General features: G+C 62.4%; 14 protein-coding genes. 9 read left to right on the top strand and 5 right to left on the bottom strand.

Annotation, left to right across the window (positions count from 1 at the left end; genetic code table 11):
- Nucleotides 1–55: 55 nt before the first annotated feature.
- Nucleotides 56–829, top strand: a complete 774-nt coding sequence (locus ACVOLS_RS15795; RefSeq protein ID WP_481546399.1) for a lytic transglycosylase domain-containing protein — start codon at nucleotides 56–58, stop codon at nucleotides 827–829.
- Nucleotides 830–1,000: 171 nt separating this feature from the next.
- Here ACVOLS_RS15795 and ACVOLS_RS15790 read toward each other — a convergent pair whose 3' ends face one another.
- Nucleotides 1,001–1,474 (bottom strand): hypothetical protein, encoded by a 474-nt coding sequence (locus ACVOLS_RS15790; protein ID WP_481546398.1) that lies wholly within the window; start codon nucleotides 1,472–1,474, stop codon nucleotides 1,001–1,003.
- An 87-nt stretch (nucleotides 1,475–1,561) separates the two neighbouring features.
- Here ACVOLS_RS15790 and ACVOLS_RS15785 point away from each other — a divergent pair, with 87 nt between their 5' ends.
- Complete coding sequence (locus tag ACVOLS_RS15785; protein ID WP_481546397.1) at nucleotides 1,562–3,649, top strand: NHL repeat-containing protein; 2,088 nt, start codon at nucleotides 1,562–1,564, stop codon at nucleotides 3,647–3,649.
- Between the two features lie 104 nt (nucleotides 3,650–3,753).
- On the opposite strand, the gene ACVOLS_RS15780 is transcribed toward ACVOLS_RS15785, so the two are convergent.
- The 4 genes from ACVOLS_RS15780 to ACVOLS_RS15765 all read right to left on the bottom strand — a co-directional run bounded on the left by ACVOLS_RS15780 (nucleotide 3,754) and on the right by ACVOLS_RS15765 (nucleotide 14,789).
- Nucleotides 3,754–6,789, bottom strand: a complete 3,036-nt coding sequence (locus ACVOLS_RS15780; protein WP_481546396.1) for a TonB-dependent receptor — start codon at nucleotides 6,787–6,789, stop codon at nucleotides 3,754–3,756.
- Nucleotides 6,790–7,142: 353 nt separating this feature from the next.
- Complete coding sequence (locus ACVOLS_RS15775) at nucleotides 7,143–10,124, bottom strand: TonB-dependent receptor (protein WP_481546395.1); 2,982 nt, start codon at nucleotides 10,122–10,124, stop codon at nucleotides 7,143–7,145.
- Between the two features lie 424 nt (nucleotides 10,125–10,548).
- A complete protein-coding gene (locus tag ACVOLS_RS15770) occupies nucleotides 10,549–13,656 on the bottom strand; it encodes a TonB-dependent receptor (protein WP_481546394.1) in 3,108 nt (1,035 codons plus the stop codon).
- Nucleotides 13,657–14,414: 758 nt separating this feature from the next.
- A complete protein-coding gene (locus ACVOLS_RS15765) occupies nucleotides 14,415–14,789 on the bottom strand; it encodes a YciI family protein (RefSeq protein ID WP_481546393.1) in 375 nt (124 codons plus the stop codon).
- A 164-nt stretch (nucleotides 14,790–14,953) separates the two neighbouring features.
- Here ACVOLS_RS15765 and ACVOLS_RS15760 point away from each other — a divergent pair, with 164 nt between their 5' ends.
- From ACVOLS_RS15760 to ACVOLS_RS15730, 7 genes are all read left to right on the top strand, one after another.
- Complete coding sequence (locus tag ACVOLS_RS15760; protein WP_481546392.1) at nucleotides 14,954–15,385, top strand: YciI family protein; 432 nt, start codon at nucleotides 14,954–14,956, stop codon at nucleotides 15,383–15,385.
- 29 nt (nucleotides 15,386–15,414) lie between these two features.
- Nucleotides 15,415–15,852: a VOC family protein gene (locus ACVOLS_RS15755; protein ID WP_481546391.1), complete on the top strand. Its 438-nt coding sequence runs from the start codon at nucleotides 15,415–15,417 to the stop codon at nucleotides 15,850–15,852.
- Nucleotides 15,849–16,262 (top strand): VOC family protein, encoded by a 414-nt coding sequence (locus ACVOLS_RS15750; protein ID WP_481535210.1) that lies wholly within the window; start codon nucleotides 15,849–15,851, stop codon nucleotides 16,260–16,262. Before ACVOLS_RS15755 ends, ACVOLS_RS15750 begins: the two co-directional genes overlap by 4 nt.
- Before the next feature lie 13 nt (nucleotides 16,263–16,275).
- Entirely contained in the window at nucleotides 16,276–16,632 is a 357-nt protein-coding gene (locus ACVOLS_RS15745) for a DUF1428 domain-containing protein (RefSeq protein ID WP_282268480.1), read from the top strand.
- A gap of 186 nt (nucleotides 16,633–16,818) precedes the next feature.
- On the top strand, nucleotides 16,819–18,069 hold the full coding sequence (locus tag ACVOLS_RS15740) for an RNA polymerase sigma factor (RefSeq protein ID WP_481546390.1): 1,251 nt from the start codon (nucleotides 16,819–16,821) through the stop codon (nucleotides 18,067–18,069).
- A 65-nt stretch (nucleotides 18,070–18,134) separates the two neighbouring features.
- Complete coding sequence (locus ACVOLS_RS15735; protein ID WP_481546389.1) at nucleotides 18,135–19,784, top strand: M28 family metallopeptidase; 1,650 nt, start codon at nucleotides 18,135–18,137, stop codon at nucleotides 19,782–19,784.
- A 335-nt stretch (nucleotides 19,785–20,119) separates the two neighbouring features.
- The gene (locus tag ACVOLS_RS15730) at nucleotides 20,120–22,093 is read left to right on the top strand and encodes a hypothetical protein (protein ID WP_481546388.1); all 1,974 of its coding nucleotides are present in this window, start codon (nucleotides 20,120–20,122) and stop codon (nucleotides 22,091–22,093) included.
- Nucleotides 22,094–22,190: the final 97 nt, after the last annotated feature.

The following is a 22,190-nucleotide window of genomic DNA, read 5'->3' as shown; positions in this document are numbered from 1 at the left end:
CGTTCAAACAGGCAGGCTCAGCATCGTCTCCTTCCTCACGATTGGATCTGGCCCCATGCCGCGCGCGGCCGCACTTGTGCTGTTGCTGCTGTTGTACGGGCTGTGCGCGCCGTTGCAGGCACGCACGGTGTACCGCTGCGTGCAGAAAGGCACGGTCAGCATGGCCACTGCGCCGGAGCCGGGCTCCAGTTGCAAGGCCATCGAGATCGATGACAACGCCGTGCAGACGCCCAATCTCTGGGGAAACTTCGGTGTGTTCAGTGGCACCCTGTACGAGCGTGAGCAGGATGGCAAGCTGGTTTATTCGACCCGCAACCTGCCGGGCTCGATACCTTACCTGCGCTTCACCGTAGCCACGCCGCCGGGTGAGCCGGCCCATGAAGGTCTGGGCCGGGTAGGCACGCCGCAGTTGAACCGGCACGCCCCGCAATTCCGCGCCGCTGCCAAAGCCACCGGCGTGGATGATGCCTGGTTGCGTGCAGTCGCCCATGCCGAAAGCGCATTCGATGAAAAAGCGGTGTCGCCCAAGGGCGCGCAGGGGGTGATGCAGTTGATGCCGGAGACGGCAACCGAGTACGGGGTGAGTGATCCCCTGTCCCCTGCACAGTCCATCAGCGGTGGTGCGCGCTACATGAAGTCGCTGCTGCGTCGCTACAACGGTGACCGGACCTTGGCGGCAGCGGCTTACAACGCCGGAATCGGTGTGGTTGCGCGCTATGGCGGGGTGCCGCCGTATGCGGAGACGCGGCAATACGTGGACAAGGTGCTGGCCTTGTATGGGCGTTACCGGGAGGCGATGGGGACGGGGCCGGAGAAGCCTGCTTTGTAGTGGGTTTTTCGGGGGCGAGAAAGGCAAAAAAGGAGCAAAGGCACCCCTCCCCAGCCCTCCCCTTGCCTGCGGCAAAGGGAGGGGGCAGTTCGCGCAGCGCCGCAGCTTTGGCGTGAGCTCCCTCCCTTGCGCAGCAGGGGAGGGTTGGGGAGGGGTGCTTTTGCCCTGGCTTCAATTCTCAGCAGCAGCCAGCCCAGCCTCAAGCAACCGCAACTGCTCCCAGCCAACGTGATGCATCAGCTCGCGCACCACCACCAGCGCGGCGACGAAAGCCGGGTTCTCGGGTACATCCAGGCTCTTTGCCGGCATCCCCGCCGCCACCTGTGCCAGCTGGTTGAATGCCCGCTCGACTTCGTCGATGTCCAGCTCCCAGATCGCTTGCGGTGGATAGCCCAACACGCCTGGCAGGGGAGCCAGCACCGCATCGGCACACTCCAATACCTCCAGCGAATCCAGGCGCAGGGCTGGAATCCATGGCATCAGGGCATCTTCGGTGCTGGCGATGGCCTGTTCCATTGCCTGCTCCGTAGGCGGGAAATGCTGCAGTCCCGCCTCCAGCAGCGAGGGCAGTGACAGCGACAGGCTGATATCCGTGCTCTGCCCAGCTTGCAGGCGGATCGCCTCTTCTTGCAGATATAGATGCATACGGTTCTCCACCATGCAGGGCTTTCGGCGGTTTCGCCGCGGGCCGTGAGCGTCTATCGTGCCGGGTCCGTAGTTGGTTGGGTGTACATGGATCGCAAACATTGGGTAATTGCCGTCATCGCCGTGACCGGCGCCGCGCTTGCTGCCACCTTCGTGTGGTCACCGCAGGCGCCCGCGCCAGCTGGCCCTCCGCCGACGCCGTTGGGCTGGCAGGCGCAGATCGAGCTGCTGGGCGGTGACGGCGTGGCGGGCAACAGCGCCGGCAAGCCCGCACAGACCCGCTTCAGTGATCCCTGGGGACTGGCGATGGGCGGTGGCCTGTTGTTCCTTGCCGATGCCGGCGACAACAACCGCATTCTCTACCGCGGCATGGACGGTGCCTTCCAGGTTCTGGCCGGTGGCATTGAAGGCTTTGCCGACGGGCAGGGCACTGCGGCGAGGTTCAATACGCCGTCGGGCATCGCTCTGGATGCGCAGGGCAATCTCTATGTAGCCGACACCGGCAACCACGCCATTCGCAGGATCAGCGCGCAGGGTCAAGTCACTACCGTGGCCGGTGATGGCACGCCTGGCTTCGCTGATGGCAAGGGCGCGCAGGCGCGCTTCAATGGGCCGATGGGCGTGGCGGTGGGCGCGGACGGCCGCGTCTATGTCGCCGATACCTGGAATGACCGCATCCGCGTGATTGCTGCCGACGGCACGGTCAGCACCCTGGCTGGCGGTGCACTGCCGGGCTGGGAAGACGGGCAGGGTGCGCAGGCGCGTTTTGATACACCGACCGACCTGAAGTTTGACAGCCACGGCAACCTCTGGGTCGCCGACCTGCAGAACAACGCGCTACGCACGGTCAGCAGCACCGGCATGGTCAGCACCCGCGTTGGCATGCCCAACGCCGATAGGGTGCTGTGGGGACCGATGACCCTGGCCATTACCCATGACGACGTGGTCTACATTGGCGAGCGCCTCAGCGGCCGCGTGGTGCAGCTGTCGCCGCATGGCCATCTGGTGGCCGTCGCGGGCAACGACGCGCAGCGTTTTGCGCGCCCTGCAGGATTGGCGCTGGCGCCGGACGGCAGCCTGCTGCTGAGCGACGCCGATGCATACCGTCTCCATCACCTTGTGCCACACATCGCGACGAAGGCTGATGTGCCGCCGCAGCTTGGGCCCTCGTCCGATAATCCTCTGCCTGCCAACCAGGGCCGCTGGCCATTGGCACCACAGCTGGGCTGGCATGAAGTGACCGGTACGCTGGGCGAGGTGCGTGGCAACTTCAGCGGCGAGAGCCGCCACCACCTGCACAGTGGTTTCGATGTGCGCGGTGATGTGGGTCAGACTGTGTTGGCCATCGCCAGTGCCAAGGTCAGCAGCCCGGCATCGACCTGGACGCTGGGCGGCCAGGCCGAGGGCCTGTCATTGGACAAGCTCGATTACATCCACATGAAGGTTGGCCGCGATGCAGCCAACCGAGCGCTGGACCCAGCGCGCATGCAGCTCGTCTACGACGAAGGTGGTCAGCTGGATCGCGTGCGCGTACGTCGTGGCACGCGCTTCCAGCCCGGTGATGCATTGGGCAGCATCAACAACCAGGCGCATGTGCATCTTGCCGTAGGTCCGTCCAGCTATGAGCGCAACGCGGTGCGTCTTGGCTTTTCCAACTACGCCGATCATGTCGCCCCGAAGATCGACGACATCGCCCTGCTCGACAGCAACAACCAGCGGTTGATCGACAAGGTCGATGGGCGCCTGCAGGTGTCGCGCGATAGCGGTGGCCTGCAGCTGGTGGTCGAGGCCTGGGACCAGGTCGACAACAACCTGCCTCGACGCCGGCTTGGCCTGTACAGCCTGGGCTACCAGATACTCGATGCCACCGGCCGCGCGCTGCCTGGCTACGAACAGCCCCGTACCAACATCATCTTCAACCGCATGCCACCGCAACGCGAAGCGGTGAAGCTCGCTTATGCGGCGGATAGCGGCATCACCGTGCATGGCAGCAGCAGCAGTACCCGCTTCCGGTATGTGCTGACCAATACCGTGCGTGATGGCCTGTTGGGAAGTGGTGAACTGCAGCCGATGGAGCTGCAGCCGGGTAACTACACGATTCGCATCACTGCGAAGGACTACAGTGGCAATCAGGCTGTTGCCGGCAGCACGCTCGATATCAGCATTACGCAGTGATTGCGCGCACGCCCCTGTTCGATAGGTGGAAGAATGGCCGGTTGCGCTGATCGGAGGTGGCCACGGATGGAATCACCCGTGGCTACCCCGCTTCGGCGCGTTGTTTACCAGTCGTACTGCAGCTGCAGGCGGGCGTAGCGTGGCGTGGTGTAATACTTGCCGGCCCGGTAGTTGTAGAAATCGGTAATCGTGCCTGCCGAGTTGTACGAATACCTGGTTTCATATACCTGCAACGGTTTGATCGAGTTGAAGGCATTGAGTACTGACAGCTGCATGCTCAGGCCCTCAGCCCACTTCGGCTTGTAGACAGCATTGGGGCTGAAGTTGAGTGTCCACGGCGTACGGCCGGAGCCGCCCAGCCTGGAGATGTCGTCTTCGCCAATGTTGCAGGTGTGGAATACGCCGGCATAGCCGTATTCGGCACCGAATGTTCCCATGCCACCGCCGAGGCAGCTGATCGGTGCGCCCGATTGCACCTGGATGTTGGCACCCACCTGCCATTCATCGTTGAAGTTGTAGCCGCCATAAAGCTTGAAGGTATGGCGATGGTCGTTGAACAGGTAACCATCGGCGCCGTACATGAGCTCGGCGAAATCGAAATCCGAGGTGGTGCCGGTATCGCTCTGGCCATTGGTACTTTTCACCAGGCCTTCGTAGTTGCCGCTGAGCTTGGCCCAGGTGTAGTTGAAGCTGGCATACCACTTGTCGGTGTGTTTCTCCGCAGCCAGGGTCAATGCCTTGTAGTAGCGCTTGGCCTCCGGGCCCAGCTTGTCGGCGGCGACGGTGAGGGTTTCAGCGCTGCCGTTGCCGTCCACATCCAAGCTCAGCGTCAGGTCCTGGCCCGGGTTGTACAGGTAGCAGCCGGGTAGCCCTTCGCGTATGCCCCATTCATCGCCCCAGCTGGAGACGTCATAGCCGGCGTCCTCGGCAGCGTTGTACAGCTGGCGCGTATCGCAGGTGTCATCAATGACATTGTTGACGCGCCGATAGGTGGCTTTTGCACTGAGCGTCCATGCGTCGAGCCAGCTTGTGTCCGAGTGCAGCTCGTACTGGTAGCCGAGGATGGCCTCATCCTGCGTGTAGGGCTTCAGGCCCTTGCTGGCGACGGCCTTCGGGTCCGGGGTGCTGCCGCCTTCGCCATTCACGACAAAGTCGTACGCGCCGTCAGCATAGGAGCCGGTGACATTGGGCACGCCGGTGACCGCGTCAAAGCCGTCATAGCTGTAGTAGTTGTAGGTGTAGTACGAGGCGGATGCGGCGCGCAGGGCAACGTTGGCAGCGATCGGCAACGAGTAGCGACCCAATGAGGCGTACAGCTTGCTGCTGCCATCGCCGGACAGATCCCACGAGACGCCTAGACGCGGCTGCCAGATGTTGTCCTGCTTGACGAACGTGGCGCCCGAGCCGTTCTTGTTCTCGAACGAGTCGTTGCGGATACCGACGTAGAGCATGAAGTTGTCGGTGATCTGCCAGTGGTCATCCAGGTACCAGGACTTCTGGTCGATGCCAATCCCGCCGCCAGTGCGGAAATTGATCAGGTAGGCATAGGCTGGGGTCAGCCGCCAGTACGCGCCCGCCGAATAGGATGTACCTGCGGTGGAATCCCAGTCTTCGTCGCTGTAACCGCCGCTGATCTTGTGCTTGCCAAGCTGCCACTCCAGGTCGAGGCGGGTGTTGCTGCGCTTGTCATGGCCGCCCTGCATGTTGACGACGTCGGTTGGGGCGCAACCAATCTGCGAGCCGCTGGTACCGATCACATACGGGCATGCACCACTATTGCCGTCGATGCTGCCATCGTAGGAACTCACGGTGCCATCGGGGCTGATGGTGAACTGTGAGTTGCGGTTGCGCATCTGCCCGTACTGCAGCGACGCGGTCAGGGTGTCGGTCAGGTAGCTGGTCCATTTGAATATGTCGGTCTGGCCGCCACTCTTGCCAACCAGTTGCCCCAATGCCCTGGTCCTGGACGGCTCGCCGTGGCTGCCATCGTTGCTGTAAGCGGCCTGGAAGTAGTCATAGGTATAGCGGCTGCTGTTGTCAAAGCCGGTGTATTCGATGTGATTCGCATCATTGGGGTACCAGTCGAGTTTGACCAGCCAGTACGGGGTCTTCGACTCGTAGTCGTAAGCAGTGACGTCCAATGAGGTTGGAACCACCGGCGTATCCGGGTCAGCGGCATTGCGTATCTGGCTGCCAACGCGTGCCCCGTAGAGGGTTTGTTTGGAGTCACCAAACTCGCCCAAGGCGAACACGAACAGTTTGTCCTCGATCAGCGGCCCACCAACCCAAGCGGTATAGGTGTTGGTACTGCTGCTGTTCCTGTCGTAGGAGCGCAACAGGCTGCCATCGGTGCGGAAGGTATCCGGCGCTTTCTCGCGCAAACCGGCGGGAGCGCCTGCCCAGCTGAAACCGCCTTTCCATTCGTTGCTGCCGCGCTTGACGTTGACTGAGGCAACGCCGCCGGTGGAGAAGCCATAGGCGGCGCCGTAGCCACCGGTCTGGACATCGAGCTGGTCGATGGCCTGGAATGGCACCTCCGAGAACGACAGGCTGTCGTACAGATTGGTGACGTTGAAGCCGTCGACGTAATAGCTGTTTTCGGCCGCCGACGCGCCACCGAACGAGGCCGGGCCGAAGTAGCCTGAGCTGGCAACCGTGCCGGGTGTGAGCAGCGAGATGCTGGTTATGTCGCGGGCAACCGGCAGGGTATTGAGCTGCTCGGCGGAGAAGGTGGTACGGGTTTCTACGCTGGTAGCGTCAATCTGGTTCGGCCAACGCCCCCGTACGGTGATTCGATCCAGTGAGGTGGCGCCCGCTGCTGCTGCCAGGTTGGCTGTGCTTGCCTGCCCCGCGATCACCTGAACTCTGCCAGTGCTGACCAATGTATCGCCGTCCAGCGTTGACACCTCGTATTCGCCGATGGGCAGTGCTGAAATGCGGAACCTGCCATCGGCTGCAACCAGCACCTCGCGTGCGCTGCCGGTGGTCAGATTCTTTACCTGTACCCGCTGTGATGCGGAGCCATTGCCGATGATGTCGCCGGTGGTGCTTTGCGCGTAGGCCGGCGCCACGCATGCAGCGAGCATCAATGCCAATGTGATGCTCTGGAGGATGTTTCTGTTCTGCGTGCAAGTGCTCATCGAATCCCCTCAAGGAAGTAGTTGCCCGGTGACTTTCAGACTCAGCGCTGCGAGTGCGTGGCTGTCGACGCTCTCACGAGAATTTGGCGACTCAGTCTGTTGCCTGACAAATTACGGCGGCGAATATGAGGGTCTTTGCTTTTTTTTATGGCTTTTTTTCATCTGTCGATTTCATGAACAACGTGCTTCAAGCGACAGAATGTTCGGCAATGGACTTGTGTTTTCATTGTGCTGACTGGTGCGGGTACAGCAGTTCGCAATATTCCAATCGCGGGTGAAAAAAAACCCCGGCGCTGGGCCGGGGTTTCAAGTACATCGTCAATGAGAGATTGCTTTGCTACTTCGCTTCCCGATCAGAAGTCGTAGGACGCAGTCAGACGGACCGAACGCGGGGCGGTGTAGAACGTGCCGATGCCATAGGTCTCCGAGATCTTCTTCGGGCCCACTTCGTACGAGGGATCGCTCTGCAGCGGCTTCAGTTCGTTGAAGACGTTGAAGACATTCAGGCCGAATGCAAGCTTGTGCTCGGCGAAGGCCGGGCGGTACTGCACACCCAGATCGAGGCGCTTGGTCCACGGCTGGCGACCTGCATCACCCGGACGCGACGGCTTGCCACCGCAGTAGTGATAAGCGGACTCGTAGCCCATCGGATCGTTGATATCGGTGCCGTAGTAGCCCAGGCAGCTCTTCGGCATGCCCGAGGCGACGCTCAGCGTTGCCGACGCGGTCCACTCATCGTTGAACTGATAGGCAGCAAAGCCCTTCAGCTGGTGGCGACGATCGTTGGCCAGGTAACCACCGGCGTACTCCATCAGGTAGGAGCCGTCCCAGTCCTGGGTCTTGGACACGTCATCCTGACCGATATCCGACTTCACCTGGCCTTCGGTGTTGCCGAAGCTGCGCGACCAGGTGTAATCCAGGCGGCCGTACCACTTGTCGCTCATCGGGTGTTCCAGGAACAGGTCGATGGCGACGTAGTCACGCTTGGCCTTCTGGCTGCCGAAGCCCCAGTCGTGGCCGCTCATCTGCAGTTGGGTGTAACCCGAGCCGTCGACGTTGGCCAGCATGAAGGTGTTGGTCTTGCCCGGGTTGAAGATCAGGCAGCCCGGGATAGTCACCGAACCCGGGTCCACGCCAGCGGCGGACAGCTTGTCGGCCATGCGGTCCGGATCGCAGACGTCATCAATGGCAGCCTGCAGACGGCGATAGGTAACCTTGGCGCCGGTGTTCCAGGATTCACCCACGGTCTTTTCGAAACCGAGGATCAGTTCGTCCTGGTACTGCGACTTCAGGTCGGTTGGCGCGACCGAGTACGGATCCGGTGCAACGCCGTATTCGTTGTTCGACGACACCGGACCCGGGCCCAGTGCATGCAGACCAGTCGGGTTGCCGTCAGCATCGATTCCCGAGTAAGTGAAATACTCGCGGGTATAGGTGGATGCAGACGCGCCGCGGATGGCCACGCTGTTGGGCAGGGCCAGGTAGTAACGGCCAAGGTTGGCGAACACCTTCAGCGAGGAATCACCGAACACGTCCCAGCTCACGCCGGCGCGCGGGGCCCACTGGTCACCGCTTTCAACATAGGCAACCGCCGCGCTGTTGAAGTTGGTGAACTTGTCGTTGCGCAGGCCCAGCGTGACCAGCCAGTTCGGGGTGATCTGCCAGCGGTCTTCCAGGTAGTAGGCCTTCTGCTCCACGCTCATGCTGGTGGTGGTGGAGAAGATGTACTTCTGCACCATGTAACCCTCGCCGCCGGGAGCTGCGATGTTGAACTTGCTGTTCGGCGATTCGTTTGGATCGACCTGCGAGTAGATCCACGCATAGCCCGGGCCGGTCATCGACTGGCCTTCGTTGTGCGCGTTGTAGTACATGTTGTCGATACCGGCGGTCAGCTCGTGGTTGCCGATGCGGTATTCCAGATCCACGCGAAGGCCGCGGGTCTTGCTGCCTGCGTCGCTGGCCTTGCCCGCATTGGTGGCCTGCGAATTGCGGATCGGTGAGCCGCCGGTGATCAACGGGTCCTGATAGGCGGAGCCACTGATGTACGGCAACGGCGAGTCGCTGGGGTTGGACGCAAGGTTGTCCTGCTTGCTGCGGCCGTAGGTAGCGCTCAAGGTCAAGTCATCGGTCAGGTAGCCGGTGTACTTGAAGATGTCGAAGGTGTCCTTGATCTTGGTGGTGTTCGGATAGACACCGGTACGGCCACCGCCGCTCAGGTCATCGTAGTCGAACGCGGTGTAGTAACCGGCCTGGCGGTCGGTGTTCTGGATGCGGGTGTATTCCAGCGTGTTGTTGTCGTTGATGTTCCAGTCGATCTTGCCGTAGAACTTCGGCGAGCTGTAGCTGTAGTTGTTGCGTGCCTGCTGCGCCGACTCGATGTTGTTGGTGGACACGCCATCGGTCTTGTCGGCCTCGGCGGCGAGGTGCACGAACAGGCGATCTTCGATCAAGGGGCCGCTGACGTAGCCGCTGTAGGTGGTCTGGGTCTTGCCGTCGCCATCGCGGTAGCGGTAGATGGAACCGTCACGCGGGTACCAGACGTCGCGCGGCGAAGCCGAAAGGCTTTTCGGCGACCAGGTGGTCTGCACGCCGAATTTCCATTCGTTGGTGCCACGTGAGCCGAGCTGGTTGATCACGCCGCCGGTGGAGCGGCCGTAGCTCGCGCTGTAACCACCGGTATAGGTTTCCTGCTGATCAATGGAGCCGTAGGGTAGGCTGACGCCGCCCAGATAGTTCAGCGGATTCGTGACGTTGTAGCCGTTGATGTAATAGGCATTCTCGGAAACGCTGGCGCCACCGAAGGACAGTACCGAACGCGAGCCATTGGTGAACTCGCCGCTGCCGGCGATCACGCCCGGTGCAAGCAGCGCGATCGACTCGGCGCTGCGACCCAGCGGCAGCACGGCCAGCTGTTCGGCGGTGACCACCGACTTGGAAACGGTGTTGCTTACGTCGATCTTCGGAATGTTGGCAGCGGTGACGGTCACCGCATCCAGGGTGGTGGCACCTTCGCCGCCGAAGGACACTTCGGTACCCGCGCCGACGCGCAGCTGCACGTTCTCGCGTTTGTCCAGAACCTGGCCATCACGCTCCAAGCTGATCGAGTACTTGCCCACCGGCAGCGAGCCGAGGTTGTAGCGGCCATTGGCGTCGACCGCGACGCTGCGCTTGAGGCCGGATTCGTTCTGGACGGTGATGGTGGCACCGGCGGCGGCGGGTGCGTTGCCGAACAGGGAGCCGGTGGTGCTCTGGGCAGCGGCGGCGCCGATGACCGAGGTGAGGACGAGGGCCAGCGCGGTGCGCTTGAGCCGGGTGACATTGGTGTTGCGGGTCATCAAATTTCCTTCGTTCATTGACTTGGCAAACTGCTGTGGCAACCGCGCTGCACTGAAATTTCAATTTCATTGCAGCTGAACGAAATATTAATTTCATTGTTTGCGGTTTTGCAATATCAGCTGCAACTAATTTCAAGTCATTGAAATAAGTGATAATTATAGAGCGAGGTGGAGTTTCTCTCCTGTTCACATTCAGAATATCTCACTTCCTCTCGCTGATTTGCTGCGACGCCGCATGCTGCGAGAGGCGGCAACCCTCGGGGCGCAGAGGGGGCGCGCTGCAGCGCTGAGAGGCGAGCAATAGGACGGTTTCCTGCGGAGCGCGGGACGGTGGAGACACCGCTGTCCCGAGTTCTCAGGGGGCTGCCCACAAAAAAGACAGCCCCCGTTTCCGGGGGCTGCCTGGGTTTGCAGTTGAAGGCGATTAGAAGTCGTACGTAGCAGAGAACATCACGTAACGCGGGCTCTGACGGGCAATCGGCACCATGTAGGTGTTGGATACCGTGTATGCGTCTTCTTCCGAAGTCACATCCACCTGGGTTGCCTTCTGCTCATTGAGGACATTGAACACCTGCATGCTGAAGGTGACCTTTTCGTCGAAGTACGACGGACGGTACGTCACCGCCAGATCGATGTTCTTGGTCCAGGGATTGCGGCGCGAACCCGGCTTGGCGATGCTGCCCAGGCAGGTGTGGTAAGCGGCCCCGTAACCAATCGGGTCGCCGGCCGAGGTGCCTTCGTTGATGCCGCCGTCCGGGTTGTAGTAGCCCAGGCAGCTGATCGGCGAGCCGGACATCACGCGGATGTTGCCACCCACCATCCATTCCGGGGTGATGGCATAGCTGCCGAACATCTTGAGCTGATGGCGGCGGTCATTGGCGAGGTAGCCGTTGGCGAAGCGCATCATCTCGGCAGCATCCCAGTCCTGGGTCTTGGAGATGTTGGTCTGGCCGAACTCGGACTTCACCTGGCCTTCGTTGTTACCCTCGCTCTTGCTGTAGGTGTAGTTCACGCGGCCTTCCCACTTGCCGTCGAACGGATGCTCCAGGTACAGGTCGATCGCCTTGTAGGTACGCTTGACGCCTTCATCGAAGCCCCAGTCGGAGCCGTTCATCTTGATCTCGGTGCGGCCGGAGCCATTGACGTTCTTCAGGCTGAAGGTATTGCTGCCGCCCGGGTTGAACATGTAGCAGCTTGCGACTTCAACCGAATCCGGATCGATCTTGTTGGCGATGAGCTTGTCGACGATCTTGCCGCTGTCGCAGATATCGTCGATGGATGACTTCAGGTCACGATAGGTGAACTTTGCACCGTAAACCCAGTCGGAACCCCAGGTCTTCTCGAAGCCCAGGATGTACTCGTCCTGGTACATGTTCTTCATGTCCTTCGGGGCGAAGGCCAACACATCGACCGGTACGCCGTATTCGCCGTTTGACGACACCGGACCCGGTGCGGGTGCACCGTTGAGGCCAGGAACCTCGGCAAGGCCGGTGGGCAGACCGCTGGCATCGATACCACTGTAGGTGTAGTACTGGTAGGTATAGGTAGACGCCGATGCGCCGCGGATTGCGACGTTGTTGGGCATTGCCAGGAAGTAGCGACCAGCGTTACCGAACACCTTCAGCGAGGCATCACCCATCACGTCCCAGCTGAAACCAAGACGCGGTGCCCACTGGTCCTTGGCATCCATGTAGGACTGGCCGGCGTCGTTCTTGTTGGTAAACTCATCGTTGCGAAGGCCGATCGAGAGCAGCAGGTTCTCGGTCACCTTCCAGCGGTCTTCCAGGTACCAGGCCTTCTGGTCAAGTGACATGCTGGTGTTGTTGAAGTACTTCAGCTGGCGCACGTAGTAGCCCTCACCACCCGGCGCACCCACGCCCAGTGACGGCGAGATGTTGGTGGAGCCGCTGGTGGCCTTCCTGTATTCCCAGTAGTCGGCAACCTGCGACGTGCCCTCGTTCTTTGCTTCGAACTTGATGTTGTCCACGCCAACACTGAGCGTGTGGTCGCCCACCACCCATTCCAGGTCGGCGCGCAGACCGCGGGTTTTGTCCTTTGCATCAATGGACTGATAACCACCCTGGATGTTCTTCACCTCTTTGCCGCCGTTGGCAGCCGGGTTCTGGAACGCCGAGCCTGCGATATACGGGGTGTTTGCCAGGATGCTCGGATTGACCTGACGGTTGGTGAAATCGCTGGTGCCGTAGGTGGCATTCAAGGTCAGGCTATCGGTCAGGAAGCTCGTGTACTTCAGTACCCGATAGTCGGTTTCCTTGATGATCGGCGTCGGTACGGTGGAGAGCTTCGCACCTTGAGTGAAGGTGTCCAGGTCGTACGCATGGTAGTTGCCGCTGTAGTCATCATTCTGCTGGAACCAGGTGGCCTCCAACAGATTGTTGTCGTTGATGTTCCAGTTGATCTTGACGTAGTACTTCGAGTTGTCGTCTTCGGCATGGATGCTGCGGGCATTGCCGAGCGTGTTCGGGTTGGTCACCGAGTCGGTCTTGTACCACTCACCGCCGGCAAAGAAGAACAGCTTGTCCTGGATGATCGGGCCGCCCACGTAGCCGCTGTAGCGGGTAGAGCCGAACTCCACCCCCTTGCCACTCTGGTACTTGGTGCCCGCCAGATCCGGATCCGAGTAGCCCCATTCGCACTTCTCGTCCTTGTCGGTACCGCAGGTCGATGGCAGGTTGGGATTGGAGTTGTACTGCGACAGGTCGATGTCGGGCAGGTACAGGTCGTCACGGCGCGAGCGCAGGGACTTTGGTGCCCAGTCGATCTGTGCGCCGAACTCCCACTCATTGGTGCCGCTCTTGCCGACCTGGTTGATCACACCACCATCGGAGCGACCGTACTTGGCGCTATAGCCGCCGGTGTAGGTTTCCTGCTGCGCGACAGCGACGAACGGCAGGCCGGAGCCGCCCAGGTTGGAAAGCGGCTCGCCGGTGAAGTAACCGTTGATGTAGTACGCATTCTCCGACGCGCCAGCACCGCCGAAGGAGACCAGGTTGGCCAGTGCGGCGTAGCCGCCGGCGCCGCCCACGGCGCCTGGCGCCAACATGGCGATGGCTTCAGCGGTACGGCCGATCGGCAGACGCTTGAGCTGTTCAGCGGTAATCACGGTGCGTGTATCCACCGCAGTCAGATCGATGGCCGCTGCCGCGGTTGCGGTTACATTGACCGTCTCCAGCGTAGATGCGCCGGCACCACTGCTGGCGAACGAGGCATCCGTACCTGCGCCCACGATCACCGACACATCACGCGTGCCGATGACCTGGCCATCGCGCTGCACGTTGATCTTGTAGTCGCCGATTGGCAGGGAACTGATGCTATAGCGGCCGTCAGCCCCTACCGTCACCGTGCGCGAGAAACCGGCATTGTTGGTGACCTGGACGGTGGTGCCTGCATCGGCCGATGGCACCGTGCCGTAGATGCTACCGGTGGTGCTCTGTGCATGGGCAACGCCCGCGAGGCACAGGGTCAGGGCAGCGCTCAATGCAGCCCGTTGAATGGTCTTGCGATGGGTCATCTCTCTCTCCGAAATGGGTGTTCTCTGGCAGGCATCAAGTTAGATACCTAAACTCCAGGTGAACGAAAGATAACGCTGGTTACGCGTGAAAGTTAATAGCCATTCATTAAGTTTTCCGTAAAAATTTTAATTTTGCTTTTAAATCAAAATGTTGCATGTCAAGGTACGATGGTAATGGGTATGTCTTTTTGCCCTGTTTTCGCATTCAGGTTGGCTCGGTCGCGGTGCTGGGGTCCTCGGTTCGCCAGGCGGGTTTCAGCAACCAGGCCACTCCCCATCCGGGCCTTTGTGAGTCAATGCTGCCGCTGGTCATCGGCAGGCCGAAGATGGCCATCAGCAGTGCGTTGTCCTTGCCGTTGCCTGCGGGCTGGTGGGGTGGCCGAGCGCGCGCAGATCACACCGGTATGTGCCATGTCGAAATTGGCCGCAGCTCTGCTGGCAGGCGATGGGAGCGTCTTGCGCACGGCCGCAGCGGCCCGGTTGGGTACAGCCAGGTTGGCGCTGATCCCTGGATACAAGCACATCAGCGGCGGGCGGATGGCGTCACAATCGGAGGAACGCAACCGGTGCGATCAGGTAGACGGACATGCCGCTTTGATCGGCCCGGGTCCGGGGGCTCGACGATTGCCACGCTGAGCACTGTCCGCTGAGCGAAGGCGCTGACCGGTGTGTAACCAGGACCAGCTGAGAGCAGCTGATCATGCGGTGTGTGGATCAACCTTCTTTGACAGCGCCGCCTTGCAGTACCGCAAACGCCGTCACGCGCCGAGGCGCACCCGTTCCACATCAAGATCATCCACCGCACGCACCTCGATGCTGCCGTAAGCCGACCAAGGGAATTGCCTGGCGATGCGCATGGCGTCATCGGCGTCTGCCGCTTCGATCAGGTTGAAGCCGGCCAGAACTTCGCGGGTTTCCGCGAACGGGCCATCGATGATCCGTGACTCGCCTTGGCGATTGCGCAATGTCTGTGCGCTGGCTGCGGGCTGCAGACGTTGCGACATCAGCAGTGTCCCTTGTGCCTGCAGAGCATCGGCGTGCTGCAGGCAGCCACGCATCAGGGTGTCGTAGTCATCGGCAGGCAAGGTCTGCAGCAGTTGCGGGTCGATGTAGATCAACAACATGAACTTCATGGTCCAGCCTCAAGCGCAGGGGTGGCACATGATGTCGCATCGCGCCTGCTGCGTTGCCGCATGAACTCATTCATAAAAAGGCGCTGCGAGCTTGTCGAGGTTGCCTGCCGTGCTTCGTCGTACCTGATGTGTAGCGGGCATGCCGCCCGCAACGGAGCATGGTGATGAAAGTGATGGTGCTGGTGAAAGCGACCCCCGAGACCGAGGCCGGGGTGATGCCAACGCAGGCGGAAATCGCCGCGATGGGAGCCTTCAACGAGGAGCTGGTGAAGGCCGGAATCATGCTGGCCGGCGAGGGCTTGAAGCCCACTTCGCAGGCCGCGCGGGTGCGCTTTGCCGCCGAAGGACGCAGCGTCATCGATGGCCCCTTCGCCGAGACCCGCGAGCTGGTAGCTGGCTTCTGGCTGTGGCAGGTGCGCTCGCTGGACGAGGCGGTGGAGTGGCTCAAGCGTGCCCCGTTCACCCCGACCAACGGCAGTGCGGTGGAAGTGGAGATCCGTCCGTTCTTCGAAGCTGAAGATTTCGGTGACGCCTTCACTCCGGAATTGCAGGCGCAGGAGCAGCGTTTACGCGAGCAGATCGAACGCAACAACTGAACCCAACCCCGAGCAGCAGGAGCAGGACAATGAAATTGATTCCGTTTTTGGGCTTCAACGGCCAGACCCACGAGGCGATGGCGTTCTACGCCAAGGCGTTGGGTGGCACGGTGGTGTCGGAAATGAAGTACAGCGACATGCCGCCCAGTCCGGACATGGATGCGGAGGGTTGCGGTGGCTTCATGCCGCAAGCGGATCAGGTTGCGCATTGCCAGGTTGAAGCCGGCGGCGCAACGTTGATGGCCGCCGATGGTCCGCAAGCTGATGGCAGCTGTGCCACCACCATCAATGTCGACGTGGACAGCATCGAGGAAGCCGAGCGTGTGTTCGCAGCCCTGGCCGAAGGTGGGCAGGTGCAGATGGCTTTGGCTGAGACCTTCTGGGCGCACCGCTGGGGCATGTTGCTGGACCGCTACGGCAAGCCGTGGATGGTCAACTGCATGAAGTCGATGCCGGCGGAGGGCTGAGCATGGGCAACCCGCAGATGATCTTCGTCAATCTCGCCGTCCGTGACCTGCAGGCATCCAGGACGTTCTTTGCTGCGCTGGGCTACAGCTTCAACCCGCAGTTCAGCGATGACAACGCGGCCTGCATGGTGATCAGCGACAGCATCTTCGTGATGCTGCTGGTGGAGCCGTTCTTCCAGACCTTCACCAACAAACCGCTGACCGATGCGCGCAAGCAGACCGAGGTGATCACCTGCTTGTCGGCGGTCAGCCGGCCAGCGGTGGATGAGCTGGTGGACAAGGCCCTGGCCGCCGGTGGCAGCGAGCCGATGCCGGCGCGTGATTACGGCTTCATGTACCAGCGCGGCTTCGCCGACCTCGATGGCCACCTGTGGGAAATCGCCCATATGGATGGCGAGCCGGGCCAATAACCAGGAGACGATCATGGCTTACGTGGATGGATATGTATTGCCGGTACCCAGCGCGAAGATCGATGACTACAAGCGCATCGCGCGCAAGGCCGGGAAAGTGTGGAAGGAGCACGGCGCCTTGGCTTATGTTGAAGCGGTGGCCGAGGACGTGAAGCCGGGCAAGCGCACCTCGTTCCCGCAGGCGGTGAAGCTGAAAGAGGACGAGGTGGTGGTGTTCGCCTATGTGGTGTTCCGCTCGCGTGCACACCGCGACAAGGTCAATGCCAAGGCGATGGCCGATCCACGCCTGGCCGGGATGGGGCCGAAGGACATGCCCTTCGATGGCAAGCGCATGTTCTGGGGCGGGTTCAAGCCGTTCGTGCAGTTGTGAGCTTCTGCTCCCTCCCTTGCGCCGAAGGCGGAGGGGAGGGTTGGGGAGGGGTTGGCTTTTGTTTTGCGCCCCGGTGATGGAAGTTTCCCTGATCGTATGCATCACCAGCTTCGCGGCTGCCGCCGCTCCTACAACGCCGCACTCCGCACTTGCGGCAATCGCACCGCGATGCTCTGATCGCGCCCTATGAGCGATCCACAACTGCAACGACTGCTCGACACCCTTTGGCGCATGGAGTCGCCACGTCTGGTAGCACGCTTGGCACGTATGCTCGGCGACCTGGACAGCGCCGACGAGATTGCACAGGACGCATTGGTTGCAGCATTGGAGCACTGGCCGAGACAAGGGATCCCCGACAATCCCGCCGCCTGGCTGATGGCCACCGCGCAGCGACGCGGCATCGACCGGCTGCGGCAACGGCGTCTGCATGCGCAGCGGCAGATGCAGGTCATCGACGAACAGCAGGACTACGCCATGGGCGCGGATCAGTCCGACCATCTGGACGACATCGGTGATGACCTGCTGCGGCTGGTATTTGTCGCCTGCCATCCCGAGTTGCCTGCCGACGGCCGGGTCGCTTTGACCCTGCGCCTGCTGTGCGGCTTGAGCACCACCGAGATCGCCCGTGCTTACCTGGTTCCCGAACCCACCATCGCCCAGCGCATCGTCCGCGCCAAGCGCCTGCTGGCCGAGCGCAAGGTGGCGTTCGAAGTGCCGCGCCTGCAGGAGTTGGCGCCACGCCTGCAGTCGGTGCTGGACGTGGTCTACCTGGTGTTCAACGAGGGCTACGCGGCAAGCAGCGGTGAGGACTGGATGCGGCCGGCGCTCTGCGAAGAGGCGCTGCGGCTGTGCAGGGTGCTGGCCGGGTTGATGCCCAACACGGTACCCGTGCTCGGCCTGCTTGCCTTGATGGAGTTGCAAGCGTCGCGATTGCGTGCGCGGACCGCCGCCGATGGTTCGGCCGTGTTGCTGCTCGAGCAGGACCGCAGCCGTTGGGATTGGCTGCAGATCGCGCGCGGGCAGGCGGCGTTGGATCAGGCAACGAAACTGGGCGGTGCCGATGATGCTTACGTATTGCAGGCCGGTATCGCCGCCTGTCATGCACGCGCAAGGCAGGCCGAGCAGACCGATTGGCAGACCATCGCCGCGCTGTATGCGCGCCTGGCCGAGGTGATGCCCTCACCCGTGGTTGAGCTCAATCGGGTGGTGGCGGTGGCGCAGGCCCACGGTGCGGCACCGGCCTGGGCGTTGCTGCAGGCGCTGATCGATGTCCCGCAGTTGCAGGGCTATGCGCCACTGCAGGCCGTGCGTGGTGATCTTTTGGTGCGGCTCGGGCGTGCCGAAGAAGCACGGCAGGCATTCCAGCAGGCCGCACTGTTGAGCAGCAATGCTCGCGAGCGCGAGGCGCTGCTGGCACGCGCTGCAACCCTGCACTAAGGCACTGCGCAATCGCCCGCTGGGCTGGCTACACTCCGGGGGTTGCCTTTCCACTGGAGTACAGCGTGAAACGAGTCGTAATCAGCCTGTTGGCGATGTCGGTATCCACGGCCTTGATGGCTGCCCCGCCCAAGTTTGATGGCGCCCGCATCTCGGCCGACGTCCGCGAGCTCGCCTCCGACGCCTATGAGGGCCGGTCCCCGGCCACCGCCGGCGAGGAAAAGACCATCGCCTTCCTCAGCAAGCAGTTCGCCGCCGCCGGCATGCAGCCGGGCGGTGACCTGCAGGATGGCAAGCGCCTGTGGACCCAGGCCGTGCCGCTGCTGAAGGGCGATATCGTCGGCAAGCCGGTGCTGTCGCTGAGCAGCCAGGGCAAGCCGCAGACGCTGACCCAGGGCCAGGAAATCGCCGTGCGCGCCGCCATGAACGGCGCCAGCGCGGTGGATATCAGCAATGCGCCGCTGGTGTTCCTCGGCTATGGCGTCAAGGCGCCGGAGCGCAACTGGGACGACTTCAAGGGCGTGGACCTGAAGGGCAAGATCGCCGTGGTGCTGATCAACGACCCGGATTTCGAGACCGGCGCCGGTGATTTCGACGGCAAGGGCATGACCTATTACGGCCGCTGGACCTACAAGTACGAAGAAGGCGCGCGCCAGGGCGCAGCCGGCGTACTGATCGTGCACGAAACCGCACCGGCCTCCTATGGCTGGGCGACGGTGGCCGGCTCCAATACCAACACCATGTTCGACGTGGTCCGGCAGAACCCGGCCGAGGCGCATCCGGCATTGGAAGGCTGGATCCAGCGCGACCTCGCCGTAGACCTGTTCAAGCGCGCCGGTCTGGATTTCGAAACGCTGAAGAAGCAGGCACAGTCGCGTGATTTCCAGCCAGTGGAGCTGAAGGGCGAAACCTTCTCGGCCAGCTACCAGGTCAAGAACGAAGTCATCACCTCGCACAACGTGGTTGCGCGCCTGGAAGGCAGCACCTACCCGGATGAAACCGTCATCTATTCCGGGCACTGGGATCACATCGGCGTCGGTGAGCCGGATGCGCGCGGCGACCGCATCTTCAATGGTGCGATGGACAACGCTTCCGGCACCGCCGCACTGGTCGAGCTGGCGCGTGGTTTCGCCACCCAGCCGAAGCCGCAGCGCTCGGTGCTGTTCCTCGCCGTGACCGCGGAAGAAAAGGGCCTGCTGGGTTCGGAGTATTACGCCAGCAACCCGTTGTACCCGCTGGCCAAGACTGTTGCGGTGATCAACATGGACGGCATGTCGCCGTACAGCCCGTCACGTGACTTCGGCATCTACGGCACCGCCAAGGTCGAGTTGCTGGACCAGCTCAAGGACGTGGCCAAGGGTTGGGACATCCGCTACACCCCGGACACCAAGCCGGAAGCCGGCCTGTTCTTCCGCTCCGATCACTTCCCGTTCGCCAAGCGCGGCGTACCGGCCTTGTCGTATGGCGCGGGTCAGGACTGGATTGACGGTGGCGTCGCCGCTGGCAAGAAGGCCTCCGACGAGTACACCGCCAAGCGCTACCACCAGCAGGGCGACGAATGGCAGGCCGACTGGACCTTCGCCGGTGCCGCACGTGACCTGGAAGTGCTGTACACCCTGGGCGAGAAGCTGGCCAACTCGCGCGACTGGCCGAACTGGAGCCCGGAAGAAAGTTTCCGCGCGACACGTGATGCGAGTGCGGCAGAGCGCAAGTAAAGCTTTGCAGGCTTTGAAGCTTTTGCAGGCTTTGAAGCCCCTCTCCCGCTTGCGGGGTGAGAGGGGCAGGGTGCGAACCACAGGTTCGCTGCCCATCGAACGCCCTTGCGCCAGCGCAAGGGCCGGGGCGCGGAGCGGGGGTTGGGGTGAGGGCAGCTTTAGCTGTAAAGCGCAGCCATGCTGCGCTTGGGGCGTTACCGGCAAGGCCCCTGCCGAGCATGGCTCGGCACTACAGGTGCCTCTCCCTCCGCGCGAGGGCTTGGGGTGAGGACAGGGGCTCCCCACATACACATGGCGCCTCCAGAATCCCGCCACAGCACCACCAAGGAAGACCCATGACAAACACCAGCGCCTGCCGCGCGATCCTGTGCCTGGCCGGCATCACCTCTTCGTTGTTGGCCTCCGCTGCGCCCTTGCCGGCAAACTGGCAGCTGCTGCCCACAGCCCAGCAGGAAGCAGAGAAAGGCCTGCCTTCGGCCCTGCAGGCGCCGCTGCTGGCAAAGAACCAGCGCCCGCTGCAGCAGGTCGAGTTGCTGGTGGCATTGCCGTTCGATCAAGTGCTGCCGGTGGTACAAGCCAGCCTGGCACCAATGGGCAAGTTCAACGCAACGGTGCAACGTACCCGCGTGGCCTATATGGATCACGGCTGGGGCAATGTGCTGATCGCGCGCCGTCCTGAACTGAAGGCTGAGTTCATCCGTCGCTACCGCATGCCGGCATTGCGTACGGCGGTGGAGCAGGGCGCATTGCTTGCTGAAGAACTGCCGCTGCGCGAGCAGCGCCTGCAGCGCGATGCCACGGTCGATGCGATGAGCGACAAGCTGGCCGAACTGCAGGGCAGTTTCGCCAGCTGGCAGGCCAGCGCCGAACAGAAACACGGTGTACTCGGTCGCGCCAAAAGCACAATCGAAGTGCGGGTCATGCAGGTCGACGAAGCACTGGGCAAACCGGCTACGGTCATCACCCTGAGCCGCACCGATGACTGGCCCAATCCGAATGGTGGCATCGTCGACCAGCTGCGCGAGTTCAATGTAATGGGCGGCGGCCCCTCGCCGCGGTTGAGCCGCCGTCGCGTGCCGGAGGCGCTTTTCAATCCGGTCTACGATGCCGTGCGCAAGCTGCCCGGTGCAGCCCTGCAGATCGGCGTCGGCGCCAGTGATTGGCAGCTGCCGGCGCAGGCAGACAGTCGCATCGTCGAACCGACCTTGACGGCGCCGGGCGGCAACAAGGACGCGACCGCAACGCAACGCCTGCTGCCCTTCGGCAGCGGTGACTACTACGACATGCGGCCGCTGGCCGATGGCAGCGTACTCCTGCTCAGCAGCTATCCCGACGCCTTGTGGCGCTGGGCGCCGGGCATGGGCGACAAGCCGCAACGCCTGTGGCAAGCCAGTGCGGATGCCGGTCGCGCAGGCCTGAGCGTGGACCCGCAGGGCCGCACTGCCTGGCTGGCGGTACAGCAGCAGATCGTGGAATACAGCCTGGACCAGCAGCGGGCGACGGCGCATCCGCTGCGCTGGGCAGCCGGTGTGCGTCAGCCGATCAGCGGCGGCTGGAAGTGGACGCATGACACGCAAGGCAGGCCGGTGCCGTACGACCACGCCCTGGATGGCGGTGGCGTGATCCGTGATGTGCTGCGCGTGCTTGAGCCGCAGGCGACGCCATCAGCCGACGGCGCGCCATGGATCTATGCGCAACGCTTCGATGCGCCACGGCAAGGCGTGGTTGGCGGCTATCCGGGCAACTCGCTGGTCAAGCCTGTGCGCTGGGACGGGCAGGGGCAGGGCTTCTGGATCGAGGACCCGGCGGGTTTGACCGAGCTGGATGGCACGACCGGAAGGGTCAGTCGCGTGCTGACCTTGCCGCGTCGTTTTGGCAAGGTCGATGGCAATGACGACACCGGTATGGCGCAGTGGGTGCCAGCGCCGCTGGGCTCGGCCAACGGTGCCTGGGTTGCGGTCGGCTTCGTGCTGATGGAAGGCAGCCGCCGCGATCCGGGCATGCATGTGGTGGATCTGGCCAGTGGCAAGCTTCGGCATTCACTGGCACTGCCGGGTCTGAACTCCTTGAATGCGGCTGCGGCCTCCGCCGACGGGCGACTGCTGGCCCTGGGCGGCAATGATGGCGGCACCCCGGTGCTGGCGGTGTGGAACCTTGAGTCGGGGCAGTCGCTGTCATTGAGTGCAAGCCGCTCGGCCTGCTGGGACCTGCGCCAGCTGCATTGGGCGCCGCAGGGCGATGCGCTGATCGGCCTGTGTGGCGACGGCGTGGCGCGGTGGGCGTTGCCGGCCGAATGGCGATCAAGGTAGTGGCGGGCCCAGCCATGGACGCTCGGGAAAAGCAAACACCCAAACACCCCCACGGAGGCGCGAAGACAGCGGAATAAGGTATGAAAGAAGACACGAC

This window comes from Stenotrophomonas sp. STEN038 (assembly GCF_056759895.1).
Note: the sequence above shows the minus strand (reverse complement) of the source record. Positions and strands in the feature narration are given on the sequence as shown.

What these genes read in the sequence shown, in the direction of transcription:
- ACVOLS_RS15795 (WP_481546399.1), top strand. Translation starts at nt 56, where the DNA reads ATGCCGCGCGCGGCCGCACTTGTGCTGTTGCTGCTGTTGTACGGGCTG.
- ACVOLS_RS15790 (WP_481546398.1), bottom strand. Translation starts at nt 1,474, where the DNA reads ATGCATCTATATCTGCAAGAAGAGGCGATCCGCCTGCAAGCTGGGCAG.
- ACVOLS_RS15785 (WP_481546397.1), top strand. Translation starts at nt 1,562, where the DNA reads ATGGATCGCAAACATTGGGTAATTGCCGTCATCGCCGTGACCGGCGCC.
- ACVOLS_RS15780 (WP_481546396.1), bottom strand. Translation starts at nt 6,789, where the DNA reads ATGAGCACTTGCACGCAGAACAGAAACATCCTCCAGAGCATCACATTG.
- ACVOLS_RS15775 (WP_481546395.1), bottom strand. Translation starts at nt 10,124, where the DNA reads ATGACCCGCAACACCAATGTCACCCGGCTCAAGCGCACCGCGCTGGCC.
- ACVOLS_RS15770 (WP_481546394.1), bottom strand. Translation starts at nt 13,656, where the DNA reads ATGACCCATCGCAAGACCATTCAACGGGCTGCATTGAGCGCTGCCCTG.
- ACVOLS_RS15765 (WP_481546393.1), bottom strand. Translation starts at nt 14,789, where the DNA reads ATGAAGTTCATGTTGTTGATCTACATCGACCCGCAACTGCTGCAGACC.
- ACVOLS_RS15760 (WP_481546392.1), top strand. Translation starts at nt 14,954, where the DNA reads ATGAAAGTGATGGTGCTGGTGAAAGCGACCCCCGAGACCGAGGCCGGG.
- ACVOLS_RS15755 (WP_481546391.1), top strand. Translation starts at nt 15,415, where the DNA reads ATGAAATTGATTCCGTTTTTGGGCTTCAACGGCCAGACCCACGAGGCG.
- ACVOLS_RS15745 (WP_282268480.1), top strand. Translation starts at nt 16,276, where the DNA reads ATGGCTTACGTGGATGGATATGTATTGCCGGTACCCAGCGCGAAGATC.
- ACVOLS_RS15740 (WP_481546390.1), top strand. Translation starts at nt 16,819, where the DNA reads ATGAGCGATCCACAACTGCAACGACTGCTCGACACCCTTTGGCGCATG.
- ACVOLS_RS15730 (WP_481546388.1), top strand. Translation starts at nt 20,120, where the DNA reads ATGACAAACACCAGCGCCTGCCGCGCGATCCTGTGCCTGGCCGGCATC.